The sequence below is a fragment of the Bradyrhizobium sp. Kon69 genome, assembly GCF_055807515.1.
Map to the genome: position 1 here is coordinate 50,946 of NZ_JBVVOS010000029.1, position 25,606 is coordinate 76,551.

Annotated in this window: 22 protein-coding genes and 1 pseudogene; 10 read left to right on the forward strand and 13 right to left on the reverse strand. The window is 62.5% G+C overall.

Features of this window, described 5'->3' with window-relative positions:
• Positions 1-2 precede the first annotated feature (2 nt).
• Positions 3-797: pseudogene (locus tag AC0L3U_RS31115) on the reverse strand (YqaJ viral recombinase family protein); the annotation flags it as partial.
• Positions 798-1,230: 433 nt separating this feature from the next.
• Between AC0L3U_RS31115 and AC0L3U_RS31120 the strand changes: the two are divergent.
• A complete protein-coding gene (locus AC0L3U_RS31120) occupies positions 1,231-1,752 on the forward strand; it encodes a D-glycero-alpha-D-manno-heptose-1,7-bisphosphate 7-phosphatase (RefSeq protein ID WP_473293925.1) in 522 nt (173 codons plus the stop codon).
• 1,019 nt (positions 1,753-2,771) lie between these two features.
• Here the strand turns inward: AC0L3U_RS31120 and AC0L3U_RS31125 are convergent.
• Positions 2,772-4,355, reverse strand: a complete 1,584-nt coding sequence (locus AC0L3U_RS31125; RefSeq protein WP_473364314.1) for a recombinase family protein — start codon at positions 4,353-4,355, stop codon at positions 2,772-2,774.
• A 753-nt stretch (positions 4,356-5,108) separates the two neighbouring features.
• Here AC0L3U_RS31125 and AC0L3U_RS31130 point away from each other — a divergent pair.
• Complete coding sequence (locus AC0L3U_RS31130) at positions 5,109-5,441, forward strand: hypothetical protein (protein ID WP_368507581.1); 333 nt, start codon at positions 5,109-5,111, stop codon at positions 5,439-5,441.
• Positions 5,442-5,694: 253 nt separating this feature from the next.
• Here the strand turns inward: AC0L3U_RS31130 and AC0L3U_RS31135 are convergent, their stop codons facing one another.
• Both AC0L3U_RS31135 and AC0L3U_RS31140 read right to left on the reverse strand, forming a co-directional pair.
• On the reverse strand, positions 5,695-5,958 hold the full coding sequence (locus AC0L3U_RS31135; RefSeq protein WP_473364315.1) for a hypothetical protein: 264 nt from the start codon (positions 5,956-5,958) through the stop codon (positions 5,695-5,697).
• 63 nt (positions 5,959-6,021) lie between these two features.
• Positions 6,022-7,245: a phenylacetate--CoA ligase family protein gene (locus tag AC0L3U_RS31140; RefSeq protein ID WP_473364316.1), complete on the reverse strand. Its 1,224-nt coding sequence runs from the start codon at positions 7,243-7,245 to the stop codon at positions 6,022-6,024.
• Positions 7,246-7,331: 86 nt separating this feature from the next.
• Between AC0L3U_RS31140 and AC0L3U_RS31145 the strand changes: the two genes are divergently transcribed.
• Positions 7,332-8,486 carry an AGE family epimerase/isomerase gene (locus AC0L3U_RS31145; RefSeq protein WP_473364317.1) on the forward strand — a complete coding sequence of 385 codons (1,155 nt, stop codon included), beginning with the start codon at positions 7,332-7,334 and terminating at the stop codon, positions 8,484-8,486.
• Here the strand turns inward: AC0L3U_RS31145 and AC0L3U_RS31150 are convergent.
• The 6 genes from AC0L3U_RS31150 to AC0L3U_RS31175 form a co-directional block, all read right to left on the reverse strand.
• Entirely contained in the window at positions 8,483-9,325 is an 843-nt protein-coding gene (locus tag AC0L3U_RS31150; protein WP_473364318.1) for an ABC transporter ATP-binding protein, read from the reverse strand. The two genes, AC0L3U_RS31145 and AC0L3U_RS31150, sit on opposite strands and share 4 nt — an antisense overlap.
• A 160-nt stretch (positions 9,326-9,485) precedes the next feature.
• Positions 9,486-10,769, reverse strand: a complete 1,284-nt coding sequence (locus tag AC0L3U_RS31155) for an ABC transporter substrate-binding protein (RefSeq protein WP_007601959.1) — start codon at positions 10,767-10,769, stop codon at positions 9,486-9,488.
• Positions 10,770-10,813: 44 nt separating this feature from the next.
• Entirely contained in the window at positions 10,814-11,887 is a 1,074-nt protein-coding gene (locus AC0L3U_RS31160) for a branched-chain amino acid ABC transporter permease (RefSeq protein WP_473364319.1), read from the reverse strand.
• A gap of 3 nt (positions 11,888-11,890) precedes the next feature.
• The gene (locus tag AC0L3U_RS31165; protein ID WP_007601961.1) at positions 11,891-12,784 is read right to left on the reverse strand and encodes a branched-chain amino acid ABC transporter permease; all 894 of its coding nucleotides are present in this window, start codon (positions 12,782-12,784) and stop codon (positions 11,891-11,893) included.
• A gap of 220 nt (positions 12,785-13,004) precedes the next feature.
• Entirely contained in the window at positions 13,005-14,936 is a 1,932-nt protein-coding gene (locus AC0L3U_RS31170; protein ID WP_473364320.1) for an AMP-binding protein, read from the reverse strand.
• Positions 14,933-15,754, reverse strand: coding sequence for an ABC transporter ATP-binding protein (locus AC0L3U_RS31175; protein WP_473283885.1), 822 nt, complete (start codon positions 15,752-15,754; stop codon positions 14,933-14,935). The genes AC0L3U_RS31170 and AC0L3U_RS31175 overlap by 4 nt, the downstream gene beginning before the upstream one ends.
• 333 nt (positions 15,755-16,087) lie before the next feature.
• On the opposite strand from AC0L3U_RS31175, the gene AC0L3U_RS31180 reads away from it, so the two are divergent.
• Positions 16,088-16,762: a Crp/Fnr family transcriptional regulator gene (locus tag AC0L3U_RS31180; protein ID WP_456769857.1), complete on the forward strand. Its 675-nt coding sequence runs from the start codon at positions 16,088-16,090 to the stop codon at positions 16,760-16,762.
• 13 nt (positions 16,763-16,775) lie between these two features.
• Here the strand turns inward: AC0L3U_RS31180 and AC0L3U_RS31185 are convergent, their stop codons facing one another.
• Both AC0L3U_RS31185 and AC0L3U_RS31190 read right to left on the reverse strand, forming a co-directional pair.
• Complete coding sequence (locus tag AC0L3U_RS31185; RefSeq protein WP_473364321.1) at positions 16,776-18,038, reverse strand: MFS transporter; 1,263 nt, start codon at positions 18,036-18,038, stop codon at positions 16,776-16,778.
• A gap of 123 nt (positions 18,039-18,161) precedes the next feature.
• Positions 18,162-19,004 (reverse strand): uroporphyrinogen-III synthase, encoded by an 843-nt coding sequence (locus AC0L3U_RS31190; protein ID WP_473364322.1) that lies wholly within the window; start codon positions 19,002-19,004, stop codon positions 18,162-18,164.
• Between the two features lie 156 nt (positions 19,005-19,160).
• On the opposite strand from AC0L3U_RS31190, the gene purU reads away from it, so the two are divergent.
• Positions 19,161-20,024: a formyltetrahydrofolate deformylase gene (gene purU / locus AC0L3U_RS31195; RefSeq protein WP_247453182.1), complete on the forward strand. Its 864-nt coding sequence runs from the start codon at positions 19,161-19,163 to the stop codon at positions 20,022-20,024.
• 40 nt (positions 20,025-20,064) lie between these two features.
• On the opposite strand, the gene AC0L3U_RS31200 is transcribed toward purU, so the two are convergent.
• Entirely contained in the window at positions 20,065-20,349 is a 285-nt protein-coding gene (locus AC0L3U_RS31200; RefSeq protein ID WP_473364323.1) for a hypothetical protein, read from the reverse strand.
• 523 nt (positions 20,350-20,872) lie between these two features.
• Here AC0L3U_RS31200 and AC0L3U_RS31205 point away from each other — a divergent pair.
• The 5 genes from AC0L3U_RS31205 (at position 20,873) to AC0L3U_RS31225 (ending at position 25,601) form a co-directional block, all read left to right on the forward strand.
• A complete protein-coding gene (locus AC0L3U_RS31205) occupies positions 20,873-22,063 on the forward strand; it encodes an ABC transporter substrate-binding protein (RefSeq protein WP_473364324.1) in 1,191 nt (396 codons plus the stop codon).
• 164 nt (positions 22,064-22,227) lie between these two features.
• Entirely contained in the window at positions 22,228-23,097 is an 870-nt protein-coding gene (locus tag AC0L3U_RS31210; protein WP_473364325.1) for a branched-chain amino acid ABC transporter permease, read from the forward strand.
• 8 nt (positions 23,098-23,105) lie between these two features.
• Entirely contained in the window at positions 23,106-24,134 is a 1,029-nt protein-coding gene (locus tag AC0L3U_RS31215; RefSeq protein ID WP_473364326.1) for a branched-chain amino acid ABC transporter permease, read from the forward strand.
• Complete coding sequence (locus AC0L3U_RS31220) at positions 24,131-24,886, forward strand: ABC transporter ATP-binding protein (protein ID WP_007612502.1); 756 nt, start codon at positions 24,131-24,133, stop codon at positions 24,884-24,886. Before AC0L3U_RS31215 ends, AC0L3U_RS31220 begins: the two co-directional genes overlap by 4 nt.
• The gene (locus tag AC0L3U_RS31225) at positions 24,879-25,601 is read left to right on the forward strand and encodes an ABC transporter ATP-binding protein (protein WP_473364327.1); all 723 of its coding nucleotides are present in this window, start codon (positions 24,879-24,881) and stop codon (positions 25,599-25,601) included. Before AC0L3U_RS31220 ends, AC0L3U_RS31225 begins: the two co-directional genes overlap by 8 nt.
• Positions 25,602-25,606: the final 5 nt, after the last annotated feature.

Here is a 25,606-nt window from a genome sequence, read left to right on the forward strand (position 1 = left end):
CCCTCCAAGACGAGAGCGTCAAAGCTAATCGCGCCGGACTTGGAGCGCTTGGCCTTGATCCCGTGCCCGCTTGCCTCCTTGGCATCCTCGGGCACGAGCTTCTTCAACTCAGCTTTAGAGAGCTCGTGCTCCCCGTGGGCGTCCTTGGTGCGGAGGTAGGTTGCAGCGAACTCGCCCCAAGCATTGGACGAAGACATATCGACGACCTTAACGGCCTCCAGCCTTGGTCGTGGCGTTTCGATGTTGAAGAGCAGAGGCGCATCGCCGCTCTGGACGCAGCGCCAGAATTTCTTCTCGGCGGTGAGGAGCAGGTGCTGATAGAGCGGGTCGGCATGAATCTTGATCTCAACCCATTTGCCACCGCCGGTGATGATCGAGAGTACAGACGAGCGAGCGGCGACCACCCACATATTATGCTGCAGCTGTGCCATATGCTTTTCGGCGGCGGCCTCCTCCGTGAACGCCCAGGGCAGCATGAACTTGGCCTCGAACACCGCTCCAGTCTGCTCGACCATGCCATCGAGAGTTGCCGCCATCCATTTGTGCACGGGATGCCGAACCCGCTTCTGGATGTCCGATATGGTTTGTCCTGTTGAGCGCTGGTACCAGGCGCGATTGAGGACCTCTGTTATCGTGCCGAGCTGGACGATGAGATTATCCGAGAGATCTTCTGGTGCGACCTCTCCACGTTTCTCTTGCCAAAGGCGGATGAGCTTGTCCTGATCGTCACCCATGATGACACGCGCATCCGAGCCGCCGATGAAGTGGCGGCGGTCATTGGGGTTGAACCTGATGATATGATTGGCCGCATCGGCGCCGTTTGTTTGAACTGTTGTCACCGGTATCTCCTACGCAAAACAAGCGGCTTCACATGCCGCACTGCTTGAAGCCCCGCTTCCGCGAGGCGAGATACCGGCGCTACGATCGAAGGTGGCGCCCGGTCGAATCAGTAACGCTCCAATCGCGGATGAAGGCCAGTCCTATCTGCAGCAACAATCTTGCTCGTTTTAGCGGCAGGAATGGCTCTTGTTCTCACGCTCTTAGGGCAAGGACGAGACGAGGCTGGCCGGTATAAAACCGACAAAACGAAGCCAATTCACGCATGAACAGCGAAGACCTACGCAAAAGGCGCTCGCAGCGAACGATGTTGTCCGGTGGCATGAATTGTTGAAACAAAGCTGTGATTGTCGGAAGATCGGGGCGCACCCCTCCAACTTGGGCCTGTGAGATTTGAATCGTCCGGCAGTATTTTTCGATCGCGATGGCGTCCTCAATGAGGACGACGGCTATGCTTTTGATCCCGACAAGATCCGGTGGGTAGAAGGAGCCCAACAGGCCGTCAAAGCAGTCAATGACGTCGGATATCTTGCGTTTGTCGTTACCAACCAATCAGGAATTGCGAGGGGGTTCTACGAGGAGTGGCATGTTCGGAATCTGCACGAATGGATGTCGCGTGAACTTGCCAACGTCGGTGCCCGTATCGATGCGTTCGAATTTTGCCCACATCACCCCGATGGCCTGATCGAGCGTTACCGTATCCTCTGCAGCTGCCGCAAGCCGCAGCCGGGGATGATTAGAGCCCTCGTTGAACGGTACTCGGTGGATATCGATGCTAGCTTCATGATCGGGGACAAGCAGAGCGACCTTGCTGCGGCGCAGGCGGCCGGCATCGCAGCCTATCTGTTTGATGGGTCTAACCTGCATGCCTTCATCGCACCGCTATTATCTGCCCGGTCCCAAAATCCTCCGTAACAACATCCATCGTCCGCGAAGACGCGGGAACGGAGGAGTAATGCCGTCGATTTCGCGACCGAAGATCGATCGGCTGCCCGCTAGCAAGCAAGGAGGAAAGTTGGCATCAAAGCGACAAATCGAAGCAAATCGCGCAAACGCTGCGAATAGCACGGGCCCGCAAACAATCGTTGGCAAGGCTAGATCGAGCCGCAACGCTTACCGGCATGGCTTTTCCCGTTGGGACGCCGCCGCTGGTTTTGGTTCCGGCGGGTTCGATACAGCGCTTGCGGACGCACTCAGCGGCTCATTAATGGAAGTCGCACTTCAAGATTTTGCTCAAGCTAGGAAACGTCAGGATCTTCTCCGCGCTCTTAGGTTGCGACTGATCCTGGCCGTGATTGAGGGAGCTGATCGAAGGCAAATGAGAGAGCTCTCGGGGCTAGAGCGGTACGAAAAGGTTGCCCTTTCGCGGCAGCGGCGCGGCCTCAAGCGCATGAAGCCCTGCAACGGGTGAGGGACGACAAGGTGGCGAGCTACGATCGCTGCGGGTCATTGCTTGAGCTAAATGACTTTACCCATGGTAGCACTGCGCGTGTTCGAATGATGGCGGCTACAAACTACGTCTTCCCCTTGCTGGCGCGGGCTTTACCACCGGTCTTTTTCGTGCTCCGCGCGATATGGCGTTGTAAATGGTCGATCCCCGGCCCGCTGATGAGGTCCTAGGCTGGCGCAATCCGGATTGCGCATAGGTCCTTAACGGGTTGCGCAGGCCTTTCGGTAGGGCGAGCTCCCGTACAAGCGTTCCCAGTTTGCCATTCGCATCTGCATCAAAAGCTGCAATGTGCTTTGACAAACTCAACGGGCCCGGGCGTTTACTGACAAATCGCCATGCCCACTGAGTCCTTAAACGGCCGCGGAGCGGCCGGCATATCAGTAGTTCGAAAGGGAGGACAGACGTCTCCCCCGACGACGGTGTTTAGTCCCGAGGCCATCTTTTTCCGACTACCGAGTCAGGTGCAGCGGGAGGCGCTGAGGCTCTATGTCGTGAGGGCCGCCACTTTGGCCATGATTGCCAGCAAAACGTCCTCGATTGTGGGGCAAAGATAGGGTGCAAATCGAGAGCGAGGCGTCGCCGTGAGATCAATTCGCTCCTTGGCCATTTCACTTAGCGGCAAGAGGAAATAGTCCGTCACCTGTCTGTTTGTTGCAGGATCTAGCCTCAGCGCCAAAATGAACTCGGCGGGTTCAATAATCCGTCGATGTACCAGCCAGGCGGGTGCGTGTCGCGGCGCGATGTAGTAGCGAGCCATCCGAAGGGAAATGGCGAGCCTTCCGTCAACAGTCATCACGTTGGTGTCGCCGTCCCATACGGCCGCAGCGCCAAGTGCTCGAATGCGCGTGGCAAGCTTCGATGCCTGTTGCAGCAGTTCAGCATCAGATTGTCGGCGCGCGTCAAGATAATCGAAATCGCGGTCAGAGTTCACATAGCCGACTCGCCGGAAGGCTTCCCGGAGGCTGCCGAAACGGTGTGCATAAAGTGGAGGGCTAGGCACGCCGTCCGTCGCCGCCATTATTGAGACGCTCAACTTACCATTTGCTGTGAGCGTCTCTCGCAGCTTTTTCAACAATTGCTCGTCCGAAAGCCTGACATACTGCTCTTTCAGAAGCTCTTGAGCTTTGAGAAAAATGCTTCTGTCAACGATTGGCTCGTAGAGGCCAGTCGCTCTAATCCATAATTCAGGGGGGTTCTTTTTCATCACCTGCTTGAGCCGGAACGACTTGCGGTTATAAACGCTGTTGCCGATGTAGGCTTCGTTGCTCAGTATATTGCGGATCATCCCCTCGGACCATGGCGTTCGCCGATGATTGGGAACTTGTTCGCTGTTGAGCAGGCGTACAATCGACGCCTGCGACCGTCGTCGGACAACATACTCACGGAAAATCTGGGCGACGATTTGCTGCTCGTGCAGGGGTCCGGGTTGGACGAGGACCCGGTCGGTCTGCAAATGTTTGCGCTGTCCGCTGCCCAGAATGATGCCTCTCGAGCAGCGGTCTTCATCAACCAGTTCGCGCTTGAGCCCGTAACTGATGGCGCCGCCCTGCCTGAAGCCAAGGCTCGCCATTCGACAGGCGCCGGCGTGAACCTTGACCGAAAGTTCTCTTGAGTACTCGGCCGCCATCACTCGCTTGAGATTCTTCACTATGGTCGCAATCACACTGCCGTCGTTATCGAATTCTTCGGCGCAATAGCAGACCTTGATCCCAGCCTGACGGCAGGTGAACTCGTAATACGCGCTCTCATCAATGTCCTGGAATCTTCCCCAGCGGCTGACGTCGTAAACCAGTATATGGTCAAAGTCCGCCCGGTCGCTGCGGACATCGTCTATCAGCTCAATCAAGCCTTCGCGGCGATGAATGCGAAGGCCGCTCTTCCCCTCGTCTGCGTAGGTGCGAACGATGATCAGACTGTGCTGCGCGGCATAGACGGCGATAGCTGCCGCCTGGTTTTGGGTCGAGTATCGCTGATGGTCCGTTGACATGCGCACATACTGGGCCGCGCGCCCGGTTTTCGTCGGCGCTAAAACATCGGCCCGACGCCGAAGGATCAGTGCGTTGGCCATGCTTCTGCCTCCGCCAGGTTGCGTGAGGGCCGATAGTATCACCAACCAGACCAGGAAGAGAGATGCTTGCCGACCCAGTTCAGCACAACCGAGCAGATGACGGATGCCAAGCCGGCCCAAAGCCAGGATCGCTGCCGTGCCGCGCTTATAGATCTCAGGTACAGAATGCGCCGAGAAGAATGCCGTAATTCCGTTTGAAGTCGCCATTGAGCTGGGCGATCTTCGACAGCTCGCTAGATGCTTGGCCTTCCTCCGCCATTCGGCTGCTCCTTCAATTTCGTAGGACCAGCGCTCTATAAGCACCTGTTTTGCCCGACGGCGCAAGCGATATTTCGGCAAATCGAAATTATCTCAAGTCGAGAGCTCACAAACCGGACTCCGCTTATGGAAATGAACATCTCAGTGGGTGTAGAAGCCGTCAGCATGATCTGGCGCGTAGAAGTGTTGCCAGGATTGGGTTTATCGCCGCGGCCTCCAGGACCTCAATCCGACGAATTGCACGGGTTACCGGCTAGCGCCCAAGCAAACGGCTCCGCCGCTCCCGGATTCCCTTGGTCTTCAGGTGCGAGATTCGCAATCGACGCCCGCCACATCCGATTAATCCCGGTGGTGATCGCCTGGCCAGCGCGGATCGCAGGCAAATAAAATCCTTGCCTCTAAACGGCTGAGCGGCTTCTTTGCCCGGTAGCGTCCAAGCTGAATAAGCAGCGGTCAGACTGCCTGCCCAAGGTGGTCGTTCGATTCGAGAAAAAGATGAAACGAGTGCTCGCTATAGCCGTGATGCTACTTCTGCCGATAACCTGCCTGAACGCCGGATCAACGATTGTGGGCGCTGGCTCGCAATCTTGTACCGCCTGGCTGAATAGGAAGAAGAACTTAGTCGTAAAGGCAGCCTTTGAATCCTGGGTCGTGGGCTTCGTCAGCGGTCTAAACGTGAGTGCCGAGAGGGAAATTGTCGGTGGCGGCGATTTCTCCGCGATCGTTGCTTGGATGGACCGGCGTTGCAAATCTCAGTCTTCAGATCAGATTGGAGTCGCAGCTCTGGATCTAGCGATGGAATTGGCCGGCAACGCGGCGAAGCGCTGATCTGGTAGACCCGCGAGTTGACCCCGAGCCCTCCTAAGAGGCGACCAGGCATCCTGGCGCTAAGTGTGGAGTCCGCGCAGTTCATGATAGGATTTCGGAGCCGGCCTGAATCGCGGAGACACATGTGCGGATCAAGCTACCCGAGACAGACCTAAAGTCAGTGCAAAGCCTTGGTAGCATTGAGCTCAAAGACGAAGGCGGCGGACACGTCGGCCAATACTTTTTCGGAAAGGGTCACGGCCGGACCGTCTTTCTATTCGGGAAGTACAAGGGCACTTTCAAGACCCACCCTGAGTGTCAAGCATTCATCGATGGCGTGACCGCTGTGATTGATGACAGCCGCAGCTCGCGCAGCAAGGAAGCTGAAGCGTGATGGCAATAGCTTCGTTATCTTGAGTTTTGAGGCAGTTCGCGCATTCTTCTGGCGCGTCAATTGCACCGCAGGCCGGAGCAGGCGTTTGAGCTTGGCAAAGACCTGTTCGATCGGGTTCAGTCGGGTGAGTATTTTGGCCGACACGCAATCCTCGCGCCAGCCATTCCGGCTTACGAGAAAGGGCCAACCAGGAGATCCAAAAGGGCGTCATCGCTCGTCCGCGATCACCTTGCCGTCGTTCGGCAGCGCACCGGGCCTCACCAGCTCAATCTCGCCTCCGAGCTTCGTCACTGCGCGCAAGGTGCCTGCAATCTCCTCACGCAACGCGTCGTTTGCGACCGCCGTCTCCGCTTTCAGCGTCATTGCATCGGCCTCGCCCTGGCGCGTGACGACGAGGCGCAATCTTCCGAGTGCGGGATGGCGGTTGCCGATCTCGGCGACCTGCTCGGGGCGGACGAACATGCCCTTGACCTTGGTGGTCTGGTCGGCGCGGCCCATCCAACCCTTGATGCGCATGTTGGTACGCCCGCAGGGGCTGGTCCCCGGCAGTGCCGCGGTGAGGTCGCCGAGAGCGAGCCGGATCCAGGGATGGTGCGGGTCGAGCGAGGTCACGACGATCTCGCCGACGTCGCCGGACGCCACGGGATCGCCGGTGCCGGGCTTGACAATCTCCATGATCAGATCCTCGTTCACGACCATGCCGTCGCGCGCGCTGGTCTCGAAGGCGATGAGGCCGAGATCGGCGGTGCCGAAGGCCTGGTAGGCGTCGATGCCGCGCGCCTTGATCTCCGCCTGGAGCGAGGGCGGGAATGCTGCGCCCGAGACCAGCGCGCGCTTGATCGAGGAGACATCGCGTCCCGAGCTTGCGGCAGCATCGAGCAAGATCTTCAGGAAGTCCGGCGTGCCGCTGTAGCCGACGGGATGGTAGGCCTCGATCAGCTCGAATTGCTGCTCGGTATTCCCTGGACCAGCCGGGATCACGGCGCAACCGAGCGCGCGGGCCGACGCATCGAAGATGAAGCCGCCGGGGGTGAGATGATAGCTGAAGGTGTTGAGCACGATGTCGTCGGGCCGAAACCCGGCCGCGAACAGCGCCCGTGCGCCGCGCCACGGATCGGCCTGCCGCCCCTCCGGCTCGAAAATCGGCCCGGGGGAGGTGAAGAGGCGGGCGAACGAGCCAGGCGCCGCCGCGACGAACCCTCCGAAGGGCGTGGAGGCCTTGTGCAGGGCCGGCAGTTCCGACTTGCGCAGCACTGGGAGGCCCGCCAGTGCCGCCCTGGAGGTCACGGTAGCCGGATCCAGGCCTTTCAGCCGATCAGCATAGGCGGGCGCGGTCATCGCAGAGCGCAGCACGCCGGGCAGGCGGGCGAACAGATCGGCCTCGCGCGCGGCTTGCTCGCGCGTCTCGAGGGCGTCGTAATGGGCGGTCATGGCTGATCTTTCCGTGTTGGGATCCGTTGCGTGCCGCCGCCGGCATGGGTATCAGACGGCCATGGACGAGGTTTGAAGGGGACGCGATGGCGGACGAGGGAATTGGTGCGGCGGACGAGGCGTCGGACGTCGTGCCGCGCCTGAAGCGCCGCATGATCGACGAGGCGCTGCCGTTGTGGTCGACGGTCGGCTGGGACCATGGCGCGGGTGGTTTCATCGATCGGCTGCATCGTGACGGCACGGCGGACAGCGCCGCGCCGCGTCGGGTGTTCGTGCAGGCACGTCAGATCTGGTGCTACGCCAAGGCTGCGCAGATGGGCTGGTACCCTGAGGGGCGCGCCATCGCACTGAAGGGCCTCGAGCATCTGCTCGCCAAGGCAAAGGCGCCCGACGGCCGGCCCGGCTACGTGCACCGGCTGACGCCGGAGGGCGCGGTGCTGGACGGCCGGCGCGACGCCTATGACCACGCCTTCATCCTGTTTGCGCTCGCGGCCGTCTATGCGCTCGACCAGGACGCACAAATTCGCACCGAGATCGACGCGCTGCTCGCCTTCCTCGACGGCCATCTGCGCTCGCCGCACGGCGGCGTCCACGAAGGCCTTCCGGTCTCGCTGCCGCGCCGGCAGAACCCGCACATGCATCTGTTCGAGGCGATGATCGCGTGCTTCGACGCGACCCACGATTTGTCGTTCCAGAACCGTGCCGGCGAGTTCTTCGCGCTGTTCCTCGCCAATCTCTACGACAAGCGGACGCGTGCGCTCGGCGAATACTTCGAAGAGGACTGGTCGAAGATCGCGCCGGTCAGCGTCGAGCCCGGGCACCAGGCGGAATGGGTCTGGTTGCTGAAGGGGTTCGAACGCATCACGGGCTGCCCGACCGGACAGCGGCGCGCCGAGCTGCTGGAAACCGCGCTGCGCTATCGCGACGAGGCCACCGGCTGCCTGATCGACGAGGGCGACGACGCCGGCAACGTTCGCCGCACTACGCGCCGGCTGTGGCCACAGACCGAGATTGCGAAGGCGTGGATCGCGCAGGCCGAATCCGGCGAGGCGGGCGCGGCGGACGAGGCGCGCATGGCGCTGGCGCGGCTCGAACGCCATTATCTCAGCCATCCCGTGCGGGGCGGCTGGTACGACCAGTTCGAGCGCGACGGCAAATCGCTGATCGACACCATTCCTGCGTCGTCGTTCTATCATGTTCTCTGCGCAGTCACGGAAGCGGAACAGGTATTGGAAGGTTAAAGCCAGCGCTTGCGCCGCTTGAAGCTTTTGAGGTTCTTGAAGCTCTTGCGCTGGTCGCCGGCGCCGCCGAGGTAGAATTCCTTGACGTCCTCGTTGTCGCGCAATTCGTCCGCGGTACCGTCGAGCACGACCTTTCCCTGCTCCATGATGTAGCCGTGGCTTGCCACCGACAGCGCGGCGCGGGCGTTCTGCTCGACCAGGAGAATGGTGACGCCGAGGTCACGGTTGATCTTCTGGATGATCGAGAACACCTCTTTCACCAGCAGCGGCGACAGGCCCATCGAGGGCTCGTCCATCAGGATCATCTTCGGGCGCGCCATCAGTGCGCGACCGATCGCGAGCATCTGCTGCTCGCCGCCGGAGAGATAACCGGCAAGCCCGGTGCGCTCCTTCAGGCGCGGGAAATAGCTGAAGACCATGTCGAGATCGGCGCCGACCTCGCGGTCCCTGCGGGTGAAGGCGCCGAGCTTGAGGTTTTCCAGGGAGGTCATGTCGGCCACGATGCGCCGGCCCTCCATCACCTGGAAGATGCCGCGGCGGACGATCTTGTCGGGATCGATGCCGTTGATGCGCTCGCCCTCGAACAGGATCTCGCCGCGCGTGACTTCGCCGTCCTCGGTCTTGAGCAGCCCGGAGATCGCCTTCAGCGTCGTCGACTTGCCGGCGCCGTTGGCGCCGAGCAGTGCCACGATCGCGCCCTTGGGCACGTCGAGGCTGAGACCGCGCAGCACCAGGATGACGTCGTCATAGACGACCTCGATGTTGCGCACGGCAAGGAGGGGCGGTGCGGGTACGATGCCGGGGGAAGGACGAGCTGCTGCTTCGTGAATTTCGGTCATGCCTCATACTCCGCTGTCGTCGCCCGGCTTGACCGGACAACCCAGTATTCCAGAGACGCCTGAGACTCACGGAGAGGCCCCGGCGTACTGGATCCCCCGCTCCAGTGCGCGCTGCGCACAAGGCGGGGGATTACATTTGTGTGTGAGGTGAGCGCTAAGCTCACCAGCCCAGCAATTCCGGCTTGCGCGGCAGCTCGACGGTCTTGACCTTCTCGAGCTTGATCGCACCCTTGGCCATGAGGTCGTTGAGGTCGCCGTCGGTCGCGCCCGCAATCTTGGTGCGGTAGAGGTCGACCTTCAGCGTGCCGCGGTGGTCCTTGTCGGTCCAGGTCGAGGGATTGCAGACGCCTTCCATGCCTGCCGGCACCCAGTCCTTCTTCTGGTAGAAACCCTTCGCGACGTTCTCGCCGGTGGCGCCGCCGTTCTTGGCGGCCCAATCGATCGCCTCCTTCATGTAGAGCGCCGAGCACACCGCCGCGATGTAGTGCACGGGGCGATAGACCTTGCCGGTGGGGTCGGACATCTTCGAGATCTCCATCACCGTCTTCATGCCGGGCGCATCGCCGCCCCAGCTCACCGCCGTGCGCAGCGGAAAGATCACGCCGTCGGCGGCATCGCCCGCGGTCTTGGCGGCGTTCTCGTCCATGCCCCAGACATTGCCCATGAACTGGATGTCGACGCCGGCGGTCTTGCAGGCCTTCATCACCGAGATGTTGGATGCGGCGGTGTTGCCGAGATAGGCGTAGTTGGCGCCTGAGGATTTCAGGCTCAGGCACTGCGCGCTGTAATCGCCCGGCGCGAGCGCGAACACCAGCGGCGGCAGCACCTCGAATCCGAGCTCCTGCGCCATAGCTTCGCCGGCGGCCTTCGGTGCGTTCGGATAGGGGTGGTTGGCGCCCATGTGGACGAATTTCGGCTTGCCGGACTTGCCCTTGGCCTTCCAGTCTTCGGCTGCCCACATCAGCATCGCGCGCAGCGAGTCCGAATAGCTCGGACCATAGAAGAAATTATAGGGCGCGGGCTTGGCCTTGCCGCTGACACCTTCGGGATCGGTGAGGGCGGCGGCGTAGGAGCCGGAGAGGTCAGGGATTTTATCTTGTGCGAGGAAGCCGGTCAGCGCCTCGGTGTCTGCCGTGCCCCAGCCCATGATCGCCGCGACCTTGGAGTCCGGCGCGGACCACTTCTTGTAGAGCGCGATCGCGCGCGGCACCTGGTAGCCATAGTCGTTGGTGTCGACGTTGAGCTGCTTGCCGCCGACGCCGCCGTTCTTGTTGACCCAGGCGAAGGTGTCGGCGACGGCTTGGCCGTAGGGCGTGCCGACGTCGGACGTGCCGCCGGAATAATCGGCGAGATGCCCGATCGCGATCTGCGCTTGCGCGCCTGACGAGAATGCGGCGATCGCCAGCGCAAGTGACGCGGTGCTCAAAAAGGATTTTGTCTTCATTGGTTGCCTCCTCCTGTTTATTTGTTGGTTAGAGTTGCCCGCGCTCAATGCGAGAACGGGTAGAGTTTCCAATACGCCTTGATCTGTCGCCAGCGATGGGCGAGCCCGTCGGGCTCGAACATCAGGAACGCGATGATGATCACCCCGATCGCGATCTCGCGCAGGAAGGTGATGTTGTTGTTGAGCGACAGCGCCTTGTCGATCGCGCCGCCCTTCAGCGCCACGCTGAGGAACTCCATCGTCTCGGGCAGCAGCACCACGAACGCGGTACCCATCAGCGTGCCCATGATCGAACCGGTGCCGCCGATGATGATCATGGCGAGGAACAGGATCGAGCGTTCGATGCCGAAACCCTCTTGCGACACCACGAGCTGGTAGTGGGCGTAGAGCGCGCCGGCGATGCCGGCGAAGAAGGCGGCGAGCCCAAATGACAACGTGCGATACTTGGTGAGATTGATGCCCATGATCTCCGCGGAGAGATAATGGTCGCGGATCGCCACCAGCGCGCGGCCGTCGCGGGTGCGCATCAGATTGGTGACGAGGACGTAGCTTGCAACTACGTAGGCGAGCACGACATAGAAATATTGCCTGTCGCCGCGCAGGGTGTAGCCGAAGATCGAGAACGGATTCGCACTGGCCGGCACCGAGCCGCCGGTGAACCACTCCGCGCGTGAGAAGAAGTCGAGCAGGATGTATTGTGCCGCGAGTGTCGCGATCACAAGATAAAGCCCCTTCAGTCGTGCCGCCGGGATGCCGAAGATCAGCCCGACCAGCGCAGTGACGACGCCCGCGAGGGGGATCGCGAAGAACACCGGGATCGATGCGCTGTTGGAGATGTAGGCCGACGTGAAGGCGCCGAGCAGGAAGAAAGCGGCATGGCCGATCGAGATCTGGCCGGTGAAGCCGACCAGGATGTTGAGGCCAAGCGCGGCGATCGAGAAGATGCCGATCTGGATCAGGATGCTGAGCCAATAGCCGCCAAGGAATTGCGGCACGAGACACAGCGCCAGCACGCCGGCGATCGCAAAATTGCGGCTGGTGGCGGTCGGGAAGATCGTGGTGTCGGCCGCGTAAGAGGTGCGGAAATCACCAGCAGGGATGAGGGCGGGGCCGGCCATGGATCAGATCCGTTCGATGTCGTGGGTGCCGAACAGGCCGTAGGGCTTGATCATCAGCACGATGATGAGAACGTAGAACGGCGCGATCTCGTAGAGATTGCCCCAGTGAAGGTATTCGCTGTCGACATATTGCGCGATGTTCTCGAGCAGCCCGATGATGATGCCGCCGAGCACGGCACCGCCGACGGAATCGAGCCCGCCGAGGATCGCGGCCGGAAACACTTTAATGCCGTAGGCGGCGAGGCCCGAGGATACGCCGTTCACGACCGCGACCACGACGCCTGCCACCGCCGACACCGTTGCGGAGATCGCCCAGGCCATCGCGAACACGCTTTTCACGGAAATGCCGAGCGATTGCGCGACCTGCTGGTTGAACGCGGTGGCGCGCATCGCAAGGCCGTACTTTGACGCGCGGAAGAACCAGGCCATGCCGATCATCATCGCGATCGAGACCACGAGGCTCATGACATAGACGGTTTGGATCTGCAGCCCGAGCAGGCTGACGGACTGGCTCTCGAACACGCGCGGGAACGGCTGCGGATTGACGCCGAACATCCATTTCAGCGTCGCCTGCAGCACGGTGGACAGGCCGATCGTCACCATGATGACCGAGATGATGGGTTCGCCGATCATCGGTCGCAGGATCAGGACCTGCACCGCGATGCCGAACACGAACATGAACACCAGCGTCAGCGGCATGCCGATCCAGAACGGCACCTGGTATTTCGCGAGCAGCGTCCAGCACACCCAGGCGCCGACCAGCAAGAGCTCGCCCTGCGCGAAGTTGACGACCTGGCTAGCCTTGTAGATCAGCACAAACGACATCGCGACCACGCCATAGAGCGTGCCGACCACGAGGCCGTTGACCAGGAGCTGAATGAGGAAGGCAGTGTTCATGAAGTGGTGCTCGCTGACAAATCCGGCGCGCTCCTCCCCTCTCCCCTTGTGGGAGAGGGTGGCTTCGCGAAGCGAAGACGGGTGAGGGGTTCTCTCCGCAATGAACGCGCGGAGAGAGGACCCCTCACCGAAGTGAGGGTGGAGCGGGGTGCGGAGATGCCCTCTCCCGCAAGGGGAGAGGGCGCATGGATTCGCATCGCGCTCTCGGTTCGAAGTAGGCTCACTCCGCCGCCTCCGCCAAATGCCCCGGTCCGCCGAGATCCACCACTCGCAGCGTTGTCCGCACCCTCTGCGTGGTGCCGTCCTGGAACCGGATCACCGTGTCCACGGGGATGTCGGCCTGGCCGCGGTAGATTGCGTCGATGATGCCTTCGTATTTCTCGTTGATGACGCTGCGGCGCACTTTCCGTGTGCGGGTAAGCTCGCCGTCGTCGGCGTCGAGCTCCTTGTAGAGCAACAGGAAGCGCGAGATGCGCTGCGCTGGCGGCAGCGTGGCGTTGACGGTCTCGACCTCCTTGCGGAGCAGTGCGTAGACCTCGGGCCGCGAGGCCAGGTCGCTGTAGGTCGTGAACGAGAGCCGGGTCTTCTCAGCCCATTTGGAGATGATGGAGTAGCGGATGCAGATCATTGCGGCGAGCGCGTCGCGCCCCGAGCCCAGCACCACGGCTTCCGCGATATAAGGCGAGAACTTCAACTTGTTCTCGATGAATTGCGGCGAGAAGCGCTCGCCGCGCGAGGTCTCGGCGAGGTCCTTGATGCGGTCGATCACCACGAGCTGGCGATTCGCGTTGAAATAGCCGGCGTCGCCGGACAGCATCCAGCCATCCCTGAGGTCAGCGACGCTCGCCTCCGGGTTCTTGTAGTAGCCGAGGAACATGTTGGGATGCCGCACCACGATTTCGCCGACGCCGTGAACATCGGCATTGTCGATGCGGATTTCGACGCTATCGGCCATCGGCACGCCGGTGGTGTCGGGATCGACTTTGCCCGCGGGATGCAGCGTGTAGGCCCCCAGCAGCTCGGTCTGGCCGTAGAGCGTGCGTAGCGGCACGCCCATGGCCTGAAAGAACTTGAAGGTCTCGGGCCCGAGTGCCGCGCCGCCCGTTGCAGCTGAACGCAGGCGGGTGAAGCCGAGGCGGTCGCGCAATGCGCGGAACAGGATCGCGTCGGCAAAGCCGGAACGCTCGCCCTGTTCGAGCGCGGCAAGCCCGCTCTTCATGCCGATGTCGAACAGGCGCTGCTTGAACGGCGTTGCGTCCATCACCCTGGCGCGAACGTCGGCGGCGATCGATTCCCAAACGCGCGGCGCAAACAGGACAAACGTCGGTGCGATCTCGCGCAGATCGTTCATCATGGTCTCGGGCTCTTCGACGAAGTTGATCTTCATCCGGCACAAGAGGCCTTTGCCGAGTACATAGACCTGTTCCATGATCCAGGGCAGCGGCAGCACCGACACGTATTCGTCGTCCGGCCCTTTCGGATCGAAAGCGAGATATGTCGCGCAGTGGCCGAGCACGCGGCCGGCGGCGAGCATCGCGAGCTTTGGATGCGAGGTGGTGCCAGACGTCGTGCAGAGGATCGCGACGTCCTCGCCCTTGGTCGCGTCCACCAGCCGGTCGTAAAGTTCCGGCTCGCGCGTAGCCCGCGCCCGGCCGAGTTCGGCAAACGTCTCCGCCGACATCAAGCGCGGATCGTCGTATTTCCGCATGCCGCGCGGATCGGAATAGATGATGTGCTTCAGCTTTGGGACGCGGTCGGCGAGGGTGAGCAGCTTGTCGACCTGCTCCTCGTCCTCGGCGAAAACGAGCTGCGCTTCGCCATAATTGAGGAGATAAGAGGCTTCCTCGTCGAGCACGTCGCGATAGAGCCCGAGGCTCAAGCCTCCGATCGCGTGGGTTGCTATTTCCGCCGCGACCCAGTCCGGCCGGTTGTCGCCGATGATGCCGACGACATCTTCGCGCCCAAGGCCCAGTTCGATCAGGCCGAGCGCGAAATCGCGCACCCGCGTCTGGTAGGCGTTCCAGGTGAACGGGCGCCACAGCCCGAGATCCTTCTCGCGCAGCGCGATCTCGTTGCCGTACTCCTTCGCATTGAGCCGGAGCATCTTCGGATAGGTGTCGGCCTGCGCGACGCGGCCTGCGTAATCCATCATGCCGCGCTCTCCTGCGCCGGCGGCGCATCGTCAGGATCAACCAGCACCTCGTCCTCTTCGCCGAGATAGGCGCGCCTGACGTGGGGATCAGCGAGCACGGCGGCCGGATCGCCCTCGGCGATCTTGCGACCGAAATCCAGCACCATGACCCGGTGGGAGATGTCCATCACCACGCCCATATCGTGCTCGATCATCACCACGGTCATGCCGAACTCCTCGTTGAGATCGACGATGTAGCGGGCCATATCCTCCTTCTCCTCGAAGTTCATGCCGGCCATCGGCTCGTCGAGGAGAATGAGGCGCGGCTCCAGCGCCATGGCGCGGGCGAGCTCGACGCGCTTGCGCAAGCCGTAGGAGAGAGTGCCGGCCGGCGCCTTTCGTACCGACTGGAGATCGAGGAAATCGATGATTTCTTCGACCTTGCGGCGGTGCTCGAGCTCTTCCTTGCGCGCGCCGGTGAGCCAGTACAGCGAGCCCGTGAGAAAATTGTTCTTCAGGAGGTGATGGCGGCCGACCATGACGTTGTCGAGCACGCTCATGTGGTGGAACAGCGCCAGGTTCTGGAAGGTGCGGCCGATGCCGAGCGACGCGCGCGCGTTGGGCGTCAGGCCGGTGATGTCGCGGCCCTGGTAGAACAGCTGGCCTTCGGTCGGCTTGTAGCGGCCGGAAATACAGTTCACGATCGAGGTCTTGCCGGCACCGTTGGGGCCAATGATCGAGAACAGCTCGCCTTCCCTGATGGCGAAGCCGACATCGCTCAGCGCACGAACGCCGCCGAATCGCAAGGACACGCCGCGCACTTCAAGACTGGTAGCCACCAAACAGATCCCTCCCGGTGATGGCGCATTCAGTGGCGCTCTTCGTCCGTTCTGTCGGGCGATCCTAGTACGGCCGTGCCGGTGAGGCCATGCAGCAGATGGTCTCGACCGGAGCCGCGCCACTCTCGTTCCCGTTTGGGATCAAAAGCCGCATCGCCCGAGGTGGTCCTCAATAGGGGAAAGCGCTATTTTGAAATGTCTCCCGCCTGACAATTCTGCGACAAAGTGTTTTGGGCGCTCGCGGCCTCCATCTTTCGTCTGATGGTAGCTGAGACGATCATGCTGCATTGCAGCAGAACAGGAGTGACGAACGGTGCGGCGGGCTTCGAGTTCATGATTTCAGAGGATCAACTGAAGCGCGTCGCTGCCTGGTCGCGCGAGCTCACGCCAGCGGAGATCGAGGTCGCTCGTGCCGGGATCACGGAGCGGTCCTACGGCACCGGCGAGACCGTCTTCATGCGCGGCGACACGTTCGACTATTGGGCCGGCATGGTCTTTGGGCTTGCCCGGATGGGCGGGGTCTCGCGCGACGGCAAGGAGACGAGCCTGGCGGGGTTGACGGCAGGAGCCTGGTTCGGCGAAGGCAGCGTGCTCAAGAACGAGCCGCGCCGCTATGACGTCGTCGCGCTGCGCAACAGCCGCGTCGCGCTGATGGAACGCAGCGCCTTCATGTGGCTGTTCGAGAACAGCGTCGGCTTCAACCGCTTCCTGGTGCGCCAGCTCAACGAACGGCTCGGCCAGTTCATCGGCATGCTCGAGGTCAACCGCACGCTGGATGCCACCGCGCGGCTTGCCCGCAGCATCGCCTCGCTGTTCAATCCGATCCTCTATCCGGAATCGACCGCGCATCTGGAGATCACCCAGGAGGAGATCGGCGCTCTTTCCGGCATGTCCCGCCAGAACGCCAACCGCGCGCTGAACCGGCTGGAGAAAGAGGGGCTGCTGCGGCTCGAATATGGCGGCGTCACCATTCTCGATATCGAGCGGTTGCGCGGTTACGGGGACTAGAGTTCCTCGTTCGTCATCGCGTATTGGCGGGGGCGTGCACCGGCCAGAGGTCGGCGCGCCAGCGCACGGCGATCGCCATCATTGCGATGAGCCCCGAGACGGCATAGAGCGAGCCCGTCGCGGAATAGCCGATGACGTCGATCAGGCTGCCGGCCGCGAGGAGCCCAATCGGCAGGCCGTAGATCACCATCATGCGCACGCCCATGACGCGGCCGCGAAGGTGTGCGCTGGCCGTCCGCATCAGGATCACGGCAGCTGATATCATCGACATGCTCTGGGCGATGCCGGCGAGCACAAGGCAGGCCATCGCCACCGGCATGGTCCTGATCTCGACGAACACCAGCAGCATGGCGTACCAGGCCAGCGTCGCGCCGATCAGGAGCCGGGCAATGCGCAATCCGCTGACCAGGCTGAGCGTGATGGAGCCGATCAGCGAGCCGACGGCGAAGCTCGCCGAGAGATAACCGAGGCCGGTCTGGTCGGTGTGAAAGATGTCCCGCGCGATGTAGGGCAGCAATCCGCCGGTGAAAGGAAAGGCGGTCAGGTTGGCCAGGAAGGCGACGCACAGCGCCGCGCGCATCCCCGCGCCATTCCAGGCGTAGACGATCCCTTCCTTCAGATCGCCCAGCAATCTCGAAACGGCGCGGCTGTCTGCCTGAAGATGAGTTGTGGCAATGGTCCTTTTGGGCCGGGTCAGGCACAGCATGAGCAGCGCGGCCGCGAGATAGAGGCAGACGATCACCACGTAGACGAGGCCAATGCCGAGGACCGCAAACAGCCCCGCGCCTGTCAACGCGCCGGCGATGCGCGCGCTGTCCTGGGTCGTGCGCGCAACGCTGATGGCGCCCACTAGTTGCTCGGCCGGCATGATCTCGGCAAGCAGCGCGCCGCGAACGCCGAGGTCCGAGGGGCGAATCAGGCCCATGATTGCGACGATGATCATGACGCCTGGCGGGGTCAGGTGACCGGTCAGCGCCAGAGTCATGATGGTCGACGCGAGCACCATATAGGCAAGACGCATCGCGACCAGGAGATCGCGATGACCCATGCGGTCGCCGATCATGCCGAACACCGGCGCCACCAATGTCCCGACGAACTGGAGCGATGCAAGCACGGTGAGCAGCAGCACCGAGCCGGTCTCGACCATGATGTACCAGCCGAGCACCAGCGTCTCGATCTCGAATGCCCAGGAGGTGAGCAGGTCGGACGGCCACTGGAAACGATAATTGCGGATACGAAATGGCGCGAGCGCGGAGGGGCGTGCGGGTGTGCTCAAGGCGCGATGGCGCGTATCACGGCGATTCCCTTGCCTTGCTGTTTCTTCTTGCTGTTCGGCAACCTAGCGCTGACGGTGCTCGTGTCAATCGCAGTCGCCGCAGGCCGCCCCCGCGCTCGGCTCTTACCTCGCCGCAGGCCTCGGCTTCCGCTCCGCCAGCGCCGCCGCCATGGCCGAGATCAAGGGCCGCATGAAATAGGCTTCATCCGTGGGCGAGACGTCCGTGCGCAAACCATGCGCGGTAAGCTCGCCCGAGACCGCCGGTCCTACCGACGCGATCAGCGTCCGCTCGAGGCCCGCGCGCAGCTTCGCCTCGCTGCCGTGTGCTCTCGCAGCTTCGATCAGCCGTCGGACCTGGCCGAGATTGGTCAGCGCGATCGAATCGATTCGCCCTTCGGCCATGTCATCGATCGCGGTGACGATGTTGGCATCCGCCGCCTTGGAATCGTAAGCATAAGGCAGCACGGCATCGACCTCGGCACCTTGCGCCGATAGCGCACTGGTCAGCGCGCTGTGATCCTTGTCGGGATAGAGCTGAAGGCCGAGGCGGTGCCCCTTCAGATAGAGCTTGCCGAGCATCTCGATCACGCCCTCGGTGGTCGGCTTCTCCGTGGTCTGCTGCGCCTCGAGTCCGATTTCGCGCAGTGCCTTGCCGGGCTTGGGGCCGCGGGTGAATTTTCGTGATCTGGCAAGCGCCGCCACGAGAGCCTGGTCGAGCCCTCGCGCGAGGGCGAGCTTCATGATCCGCCGCAGCCCTTCGCCGGTCATCAACACGAGGTCGTCGAAGGGCTTGTCGATGGCGTGGCGGATCCAGGCCTCGACCGGGGCGGGGTCCGGTGCATCCTGGATGGTGAACATCGGGCATTGCACGACCTCGGCGCCTTGCTCGGCCAGCAGCTTCGAAAACTGCGCCTCCTCGCGCGTTTCCAGGATCAGGATGCGGGTGCCGTTCAAGCGGTCGGCCATGAGCCTACTCCGGTCAGTCAAAGCAATCATACGTTCATCCTGACTCCACCGTCGGGATTGGCGCAAGGTGGGGTCGGTGATAGAGCAGGGCGCAAATCGCGGGTCGTTCCGCTGCCGCTGCCCAAACCTTCATCAAGGCCCATTGTTTCAAAGACCATGCCCGATCATCAATATGTCCTGACCCTGTCCTGTCCGGATCGTCCCGGCATCGTCTCGGCGGTGTCGACCTTCCTGGCGAATTCCGGACAGAACATCCTCGACGCCCAACAGTTCGACGACACCGAGACCAACAAGTTCTTCATGCGGGTGGTGTTCACCGCCGCCGATCTCGCCGTGGAGCTGTCGGCACTCCAGACCGGCTTTGCCGCGATCGCCGAACGTTTCGGCATGGAATGGCAGATGCGCGATCGGGCCGCGCATCGCAAGGTGATGCTTTTGGTGTCGAAGTCCGACCACTGCCTGGTCGACATCCTCTATCGCTGGCGCACCGGCGAGCTGCCGATGACTTTGGCCGCCATCGTCTCCAACCATCCGCGCGAGGTTTATGACGGGCTCGATTTCGGCGGTGTTCCGTTCCACTATCTGCCCGTTACGAAAGAGACCAAGCGCGAGCAGGAGGCGCAGATCCTCGATCTCGTCGCCAGGACCGGGACCGATCTCGTCGTGCTCGCCCGCTATATGCAGATATTGTCCGACGATCTCTCGGCAAATCTGTCGGGACGCTGCATCAACATCCACCACTCGTTCCTGCCGGGTTTCAAGGGCGCAAAACCCTATCACCAGGCTCATGAGCGTGGCGTCAAGCTGATCGGCGCCACCGCGCATTACGTCACGCGCGACCTCGACGAGGGCCCGATCATCGACCAGGACGTCGAGCGCATCAGCCATCGCGACACGCCTGAGGATCTCGTCCGCAAGGGCCGCGACATCGAGCGCCGCGTGCTGGCGCGCGCGATCCGCTACCATCTCAACGACCGCGTCATCCTCAACGGCCGCAAGACCGTGGTGTTCGTGGATTGATTTGCCTCACCTCTCACCGCAAGCGGCGAGGGGGCGCGACCTAACGCACCGCGCCGCTCGACGTTGATCCCGTCGCGCCCTTTTGCGCCTGCTCTTCCTTTTCGCGATCCGCTGCCGGCATCAGCCGCTTGCGCTCGCGCTCCTTCATGAAGGCATCGTATTGCGGCGTGCCCGCCCGCGGCGGGGCGTCCGCCGGCAAGCCGCCGGCCCATTGCGGGACGTAGTCGCCCATGCCGGACGAGAGCTTTTCGTTGACGGTGCCGCAGCCGGACAGGCCCGCGGAGAGCGCGAGGAGGATCAGGAGGGAACAACAGGATCTGGGCATTGTACGGGGGCGCGAGGTCAGTCGTGTTGGACGCCAGGTTAGACTGTCGCCGGAAGAGTAGCCTTCAACAGGTAAAATAGACTTATTCGAGGTGGGTAATTTAATACCGGAGTGCGCGGACCCAAGCCTTGCCGATGTTCAAATTCTGCAAACAAAAGACGAAATCCTCCATCCACCCGGCTGACAGCGTTTCTACACTGCGGCAAGAGCTCGCGACAAAGTGGCTTGATCAGCAAAGAGGCTTTTTCGTTGACAGGTCCATTTTGTTTGTACAATCGTACAAATGATGGCGGCCACAGTCACGATGCCGGGGTTACCTGGACGTGACCCGATATCGCTTCTGCCGTCGGCAATCGGAACGCTCGGCTTGCGCCGAATGGTCGCCAAACGTCCGATTGACAATAAGGGCGCGAAAGACGCCATGTGGCGCGCGATATCACGCGTGCGTGAGCTCGACTTACGGCAAGGACCGGGCACTCGGTCCGGCGCACAAGAGATCAGGAATGAAGGGGAGGGACATCTGATGTTCGAACGCAAAAAACTGTCTCATAAAACTGCTTGGACCGCAGCAGCGGCCGCCATCGCGGGCCTTGCGATCATCGCTCCGGCCAAGGCCGAGGACAGCGTCAAGGTCGGCCTGATCCTGCCGATGACCGGTGGTCAGGCTTCGACCGGCAAGCAGATCGAGAACGCGATCAAGCTCTACATGCAGCAGAAGGGCGACACCGTCGCCGGAAAGAAAATCGAGATCATCCTCAAGGACGATGCTGCGATTCCCGACAAGACCAAGACTGCCGCGCAGGAGCTGATTGTCAACGACAAGGTCCATTTCATCGCCGGTTTCGGCGTGACGCCGGCCGCGCTCGCGGCGGCGCCGCTGGCCACGCAAGCCAAGATCCCGGAGGTCGTGATGGCGGCGGGCACCTCCATCATCACCGAGCGCTCGCCCTATATCGTGCGCACCAGCTTCACGCTGGCGCAGTCCTCCACCATCATCGCCGACTGGGCGGTGAAAAACGGCATCAAGAAGGTGGCGACCCTGACCTCGGACTATGCGCCGGGCAATGACGCGCTGAACTTCTTCAAGCACAACTTCACCGCCGGTGGCGGCGAGGTGGTCGAGGAGGTGAAGACGCCGCTTGCCAATCCGGATTTCGCACCGTTCCTCCAGCGTATGAAGGATGCCAAGCCTGACGCGATCTTCGTGTTCGTGCCGGCTGGCCAGGGCGGCAACTTCATGAAGCAGTATGCCGAACGCGGGCTCGACAAGGCGGGCATCAAGGTGATCGGACCGGGCGACGTGACCGACGACGACCTCCTCAACAACATGGGCGACGCCGTGCTGGGCACGGTCACCGCGCACCTCTATTCCGCGGCGCATCCCTCGCAGATGAACAAGGATTTCGTCGCGGCCTACAAGAAGGCGTACGGAAACCGGCCGGGCTTCATGGCGGTGAGCGGCTATGACGGCATTCACCTGATCTACGAAGCGCTGAAGAAGACCAATGGCGACACCGACGGCACCAAGCTGGTCGAAGCCATGAAGGGCCAGAAATGGGAGAGCCCGCGCGGCCCTATCTCGATCGACCCCGAGACCCGCGACATCGTGCAGAACATCTACATCCGGAAGGTCGAGAAGGTCGACGGCGAGCTCTACAACGTCGAGTTCGCGACCTTCGAGGCCGTCAAGGATCTCGGCAAGACCAAGAAGTGACGCGCGAAAGCGCGTCATCCCCGCGCGCATTAGCGTGCATCGGGGATCTCGCCCACCACTCTCGTCATGCCCGGGCTTGACCCGGGCATCCACGCGAGAGCCGAACCAAGAACGTGGATGGCCGGGACAAGCCCGGCCATGACGCCCAACTCCAAGCTGAGACGATGACCTCAATCCTCACCAACCTGTTCGATGGCGTTGCCTACGGCATGCTGCTGTTCGTGCTGGCTTGCGGGCTCGCGGTCACGCTCGGCTTGATGAACTTCGTCAACCTCGCCCATGGCGCCTTCGCCATGGCCGGCGGCTATGTCTGCATGGTGCTGGTCAACCGAATGGGCTGGCCATTCTTCGCGGCATTGCCGCTCGCCTTCGTCTCCTCTGCTGCGATCGGCATTGTGCTCGAGCGTACGCTGTACCGACACCTCTATGCGCGCAGCCATCTCGACCAGGTGCTGTTCACGATTGGCCTCACGTTCATGTCGGTCGCGGCCGTCGACTACATCCAGGGCTCGTCGCGGGTCTTCATCAATTTGCCGTCGGCGCTCCAGGGCCAGTTCGACGTGTTCGGCGTCGGCGTCGGCCGCTACCGGCTGATGATCATCGTGATCTGCGGGCTGCTCACCATTGCTCTCCAGATGGTGCTCGCGAAGACGCGGTTCGGCAGCCGTCTGCGCGCCGCGGTCGACGATCCCCGTGCCGCGAGCGGCCTCGGCATCAACGTGCCGCAGGTGTTCGCCTTCACATTTGCTTTTGGTTGCGGCCTGGCTGGTCTCGGCGGCGCGCTGAGCGCCGAGATCCTCGGCCTCGACCCGTATTTTCCGCTGAAGTTCATGATCTACTTCCTGATCGTGGTCACCGTCGGCGGCTCGTCCTCGATCACCGGCCCGTTTCTGGCCTCGCTGCTGCTCGGCATCGGCGACGTCGCCGGCAAATATTACGTCCCGAAGATGGGACCTTTCGTGATCTACACCATGATGATCGTGATCCTGATCTGGCGCCCGAACGGTCTGTTCGGCCGCACGGCCGCGCGTTGAGTTCGCCGATGAGCGCCTCCTCCGACGTCGGCTATCACGCCCAGCGCCAGGCCCGCTGGCACTATGGCGAGGCCGCTTTCTGGCTGATCGTGCTGGCCTGCGGCTTCGTATTTCCCACGCGCTACCTGATCATGACCGACATCCTGCGGCTCGCGCTGTTTGCAATGTCGCTCGATCTGATCCTAGGTTACGCCGGCATCGTCTCGCTCGGCCATGCAGCCTTCTTCGGCGCCGGTGCTTACGCGGCGGGGCTTCTCGCGCTGCATGGGATCATCAACGAGCCCGTGCTTGCGCTCGTCGTCGCAGGCCTTGTCGCGATGGTGCTCGGCTTCGCCACCAGCTTCCTGGTAATCCGCGGCGTCGACCTGACGCGGCTGATGGTGACACTCGGCATCGCGTTGTTGCTCGAGGCGCTGGCCGAACGCTTCTCCAACATCACCGGCGGCACCGACGGCCTGCAGGGTATCGAGATGCAGCCGATCTTCGGTGAGATCCCGTTCGATATGTTCGGCAAGACCGGCTTCTTCTATTCGCTCGCCGTTCTGTTTCTGTTGTTCCTGTTGGCCCGCCGCGTCGTGCATTCGCCGTTCGGGCTGTCATTGCGCGCGATCAAGAACAATCCGCTGCGCGCGGCCGCGATCGGCATTCCCGTCAACCGCCGCCTGATTGCGATCTACACGCTTGCGGCGTTCTATGCCGGCATCGCAGGCGCGCTGTTCACCCAGACCACCGCGATCGCCTCGCTCGACGTGTTCGCCTTCGAGCGCTCGGCGGACCTGATGCTGGTGCTCGTGATCGGCGGCACCGGCTATCTCTATGGCGGGCTGATCGGCGCGGTGCTGTTCCGCATGCTGCAGGAGTTGTTCTCCACCATCACCCCGCAATATTGGCAGTTCTGGATCGGCCTCGTGCTGGTCGTGATCGTCCTGGTCGGCCGCCAGCGCCTGCATCGCTGGATGCTGTATGTGCCCAATCTAGTCATCAAGCAGATAGCCGGGCGCAAGGCCGTCGTCGGCGTGCCGGAGAGCGACGCATGACCATCGCGCTCGAAACCCAGAATCTCGAAAAGCAGTTCGGTGGTCTGCGCGTCACCCGCGACTTGTCGCTAAAAATCGAACAAGGCGCCCGCCACGCGCTGATCGGCCCGAATGGCGCCGGCAAGACCACGGTCATCAACCAGCTCACCGGCGTGCTTAAGCCGAACTCGGGCCGCATCCTGCTCGAAGGCCAGGACATCACCGATCTGCCCGTGCACAAGCGCGTGTTGCGCGGCTTGTCGCGTACCTTCCAGATCAACCAGCTTTATCCCGATCTGACCCCGCTCGAGACCATCGGTCTCGCTGTCTCCGAGCGCCTCGGCCATGGCGGTGACTGGTGGCGGCGGATGGGTACGCGCAGCGACGTCAACGGCGAGATCGCCGACCTCCTGACACGCTTCCACCTGCTCGACGTCATGAACGAGCAGACCGTGACGCTGCCTTACGGCAAGCAGCGCCTGCTCGAGATCGCGGTCGCGATCGCCGCCAAGCCGCGCGTGCTGCTGCTGGACGAGCCCGCCGCCGGCGTGCCCGAGAGCGAGCGCCATGACATTCTCGCCGTCGTAGGCAGCCTGCCGCGCGACGTGACCGTGCTGCTGATCGAGCACGACATGGACCTCGTGTTCTCCTTCGCCGACCGCATCTCTGTCCTGGTCTCCGGCGCGCTGCTCACCGAAGGCCCGCCCGAGCAGGTCGCGCGCGACCCGCAGGTCAAGGCGGTCTATCTCGGCGAGGAGGCGGTCAATGTCTGACCTGCTCGCGATCGACTCGCTTCGCGCCGGCTACGGCGAGGCAGTGGTGCTGCCGAACATGTCCCTGCGTCTTGCCGAAGGCCAGGTGCTGGCGCTGTTGGGGCGCAACGGCACCGGCAAGACCACGCTGATCAACTCGATCGTCGGCGTCACCCGTCGCTTCTCCGGCACTGTCGGGCTGGCTGGCACCGACGTCACGACCTTGCGGCCGGACCAGCGGGCGCGCGCCGGGATCGGCTGGGTGCCGCAGGAGCGCAACATCTTCCGCTCGCTCACGGTGGAGGAGAACATGTCCGCAGTGGCCCAGCCTGGTCCCTGGACCATCGAGAGGGTTTACGAGATGTTCCCGCGGCTGAAGGAGCGGCGGAGCAATTTTGGCAACCAGCTCTCCGGCGGCGAGCAGCAGATGCTGGCGATCGGTCGCGCGCTGACCCTCAATCCGAAAGTGCTTCTCCTGGACGAACCGACCGAGGGCCTCGCCCCCATCATCGTCGAGGAGCTCTTGGAAGCGATCGGGACCATCACCCGGGCGGGCGGCATCTGCTCGATCATCGTCGAGCAGAATGCCCAAAAGATTCTGGGGCTGGCCGACCGTGTTGTGATATTGGAGCGCGGAACGATCGTCCACGACGCCCCGAGCGCCGCGCTGAAGGCCGACCCGTCGGTCCTCGAGCGCCACCTCGGCGTCGCAGGGGCGGCGGCCCACCAAAAATAACTGGG

Coding starts and splice junctions, on each gene's coding strand:
- AC0L3U_RS31170 (WP_473364320.1), bottom strand. CDS start 14,936: ATGATGGATTACGCAGGCCGCGTCGCGCAGGCCGACACCTATCCGAAG.
- AC0L3U_RS31130 (WP_368507581.1), top strand. CDS start 5,109: ATGAAACGAGTGCTCGCTATAGCCGTGATGCTACTTCTGCCGATAACC.
- AC0L3U_RS31190 (WP_473364322.1), bottom strand. CDS start 19,004: ATGGCCGACCGCTTGAACGGCACCCGCATCCTGATCCTGGAAACGCGC.
- AC0L3U_RS31220 (WP_007612502.1), top strand. CDS start 24,131: ATGACCATCGCGCTCGAAACCCAGAATCTCGAAAAGCAGTTCGGTGGT.
- AC0L3U_RS31150 (WP_473364318.1), bottom strand. CDS start 9,325: ATGACCGAAATTCACGAAGCAGCAGCTCGTCCTTCCCCCGGCATCGTA.
- AC0L3U_RS31160 (WP_473364319.1), bottom strand. CDS start 11,887: ATGGCCGGCCCCGCCCTCATCCCTGCTGGTGATTTCCGCACCTCTTAC.
- AC0L3U_RS31165 (WP_007601961.1), bottom strand. CDS start 12,784: ATGAACACTGCCTTCCTCATTCAGCTCCTGGTCAACGGCCTCGTGGTC.
- AC0L3U_RS31155 (WP_007601959.1), bottom strand. CDS start 10,769: ATGAAGACAAAATCCTTTTTGAGCACCGCGTCACTTGCGCTGGCGATC.
- AC0L3U_RS31140 (WP_473364316.1), bottom strand. CDS start 7,245: ATGACCGCCCATTACGACGCCCTCGAGACGCGCGAGCAAGCCGCGCGC.
- AC0L3U_RS31205 (WP_473364324.1), top strand. CDS start 20,873: ATGTTCGAACGCAAAAAACTGTCTCATAAAACTGCTTGGACCGCAGCA.
- AC0L3U_RS31125 (WP_473364314.1), bottom strand. CDS start 4,355: ATGGCCAACGCACTGATCCTTCGGCGTCGGGCCGATGTTTTAGCGCCG.
- purU (WP_247453182.1), top strand. CDS start 19,161: ATGCCCGATCATCAATATGTCCTGACCCTGTCCTGTCCGGATCGTCCC.
- AC0L3U_RS31200 (WP_473364323.1), bottom strand. CDS start 20,349: ATGCCCAGATCCTGTTGTTCCCTCCTGATCCTCCTCGCGCTCTCCGCG.
- AC0L3U_RS31225 (WP_473364327.1), top strand. CDS start 24,879: ATGTCTGACCTGCTCGCGATCGACTCGCTTCGCGCCGGCTACGGCGAG.
- AC0L3U_RS31215 (WP_473364326.1), top strand. CDS start 23,106: ATGAGCGCCTCCTCCGACGTCGGCTATCACGCCCAGCGCCAGGCCCGC.
- AC0L3U_RS31180 (WP_456769857.1), top strand. CDS start 16,088: ATGATTTCAGAGGATCAACTGAAGCGCGTCGCTGCCTGGTCGCGCGAG.
- AC0L3U_RS31145 (WP_473364317.1), top strand. CDS start 7,332: ATGGCGGACGAGGGAATTGGTGCGGCGGACGAGGCGTCGGACGTCGTG.
- AC0L3U_RS31210 (WP_473364325.1), top strand. CDS start 22,228: ATGACCTCAATCCTCACCAACCTGTTCGATGGCGTTGCCTACGGCATG.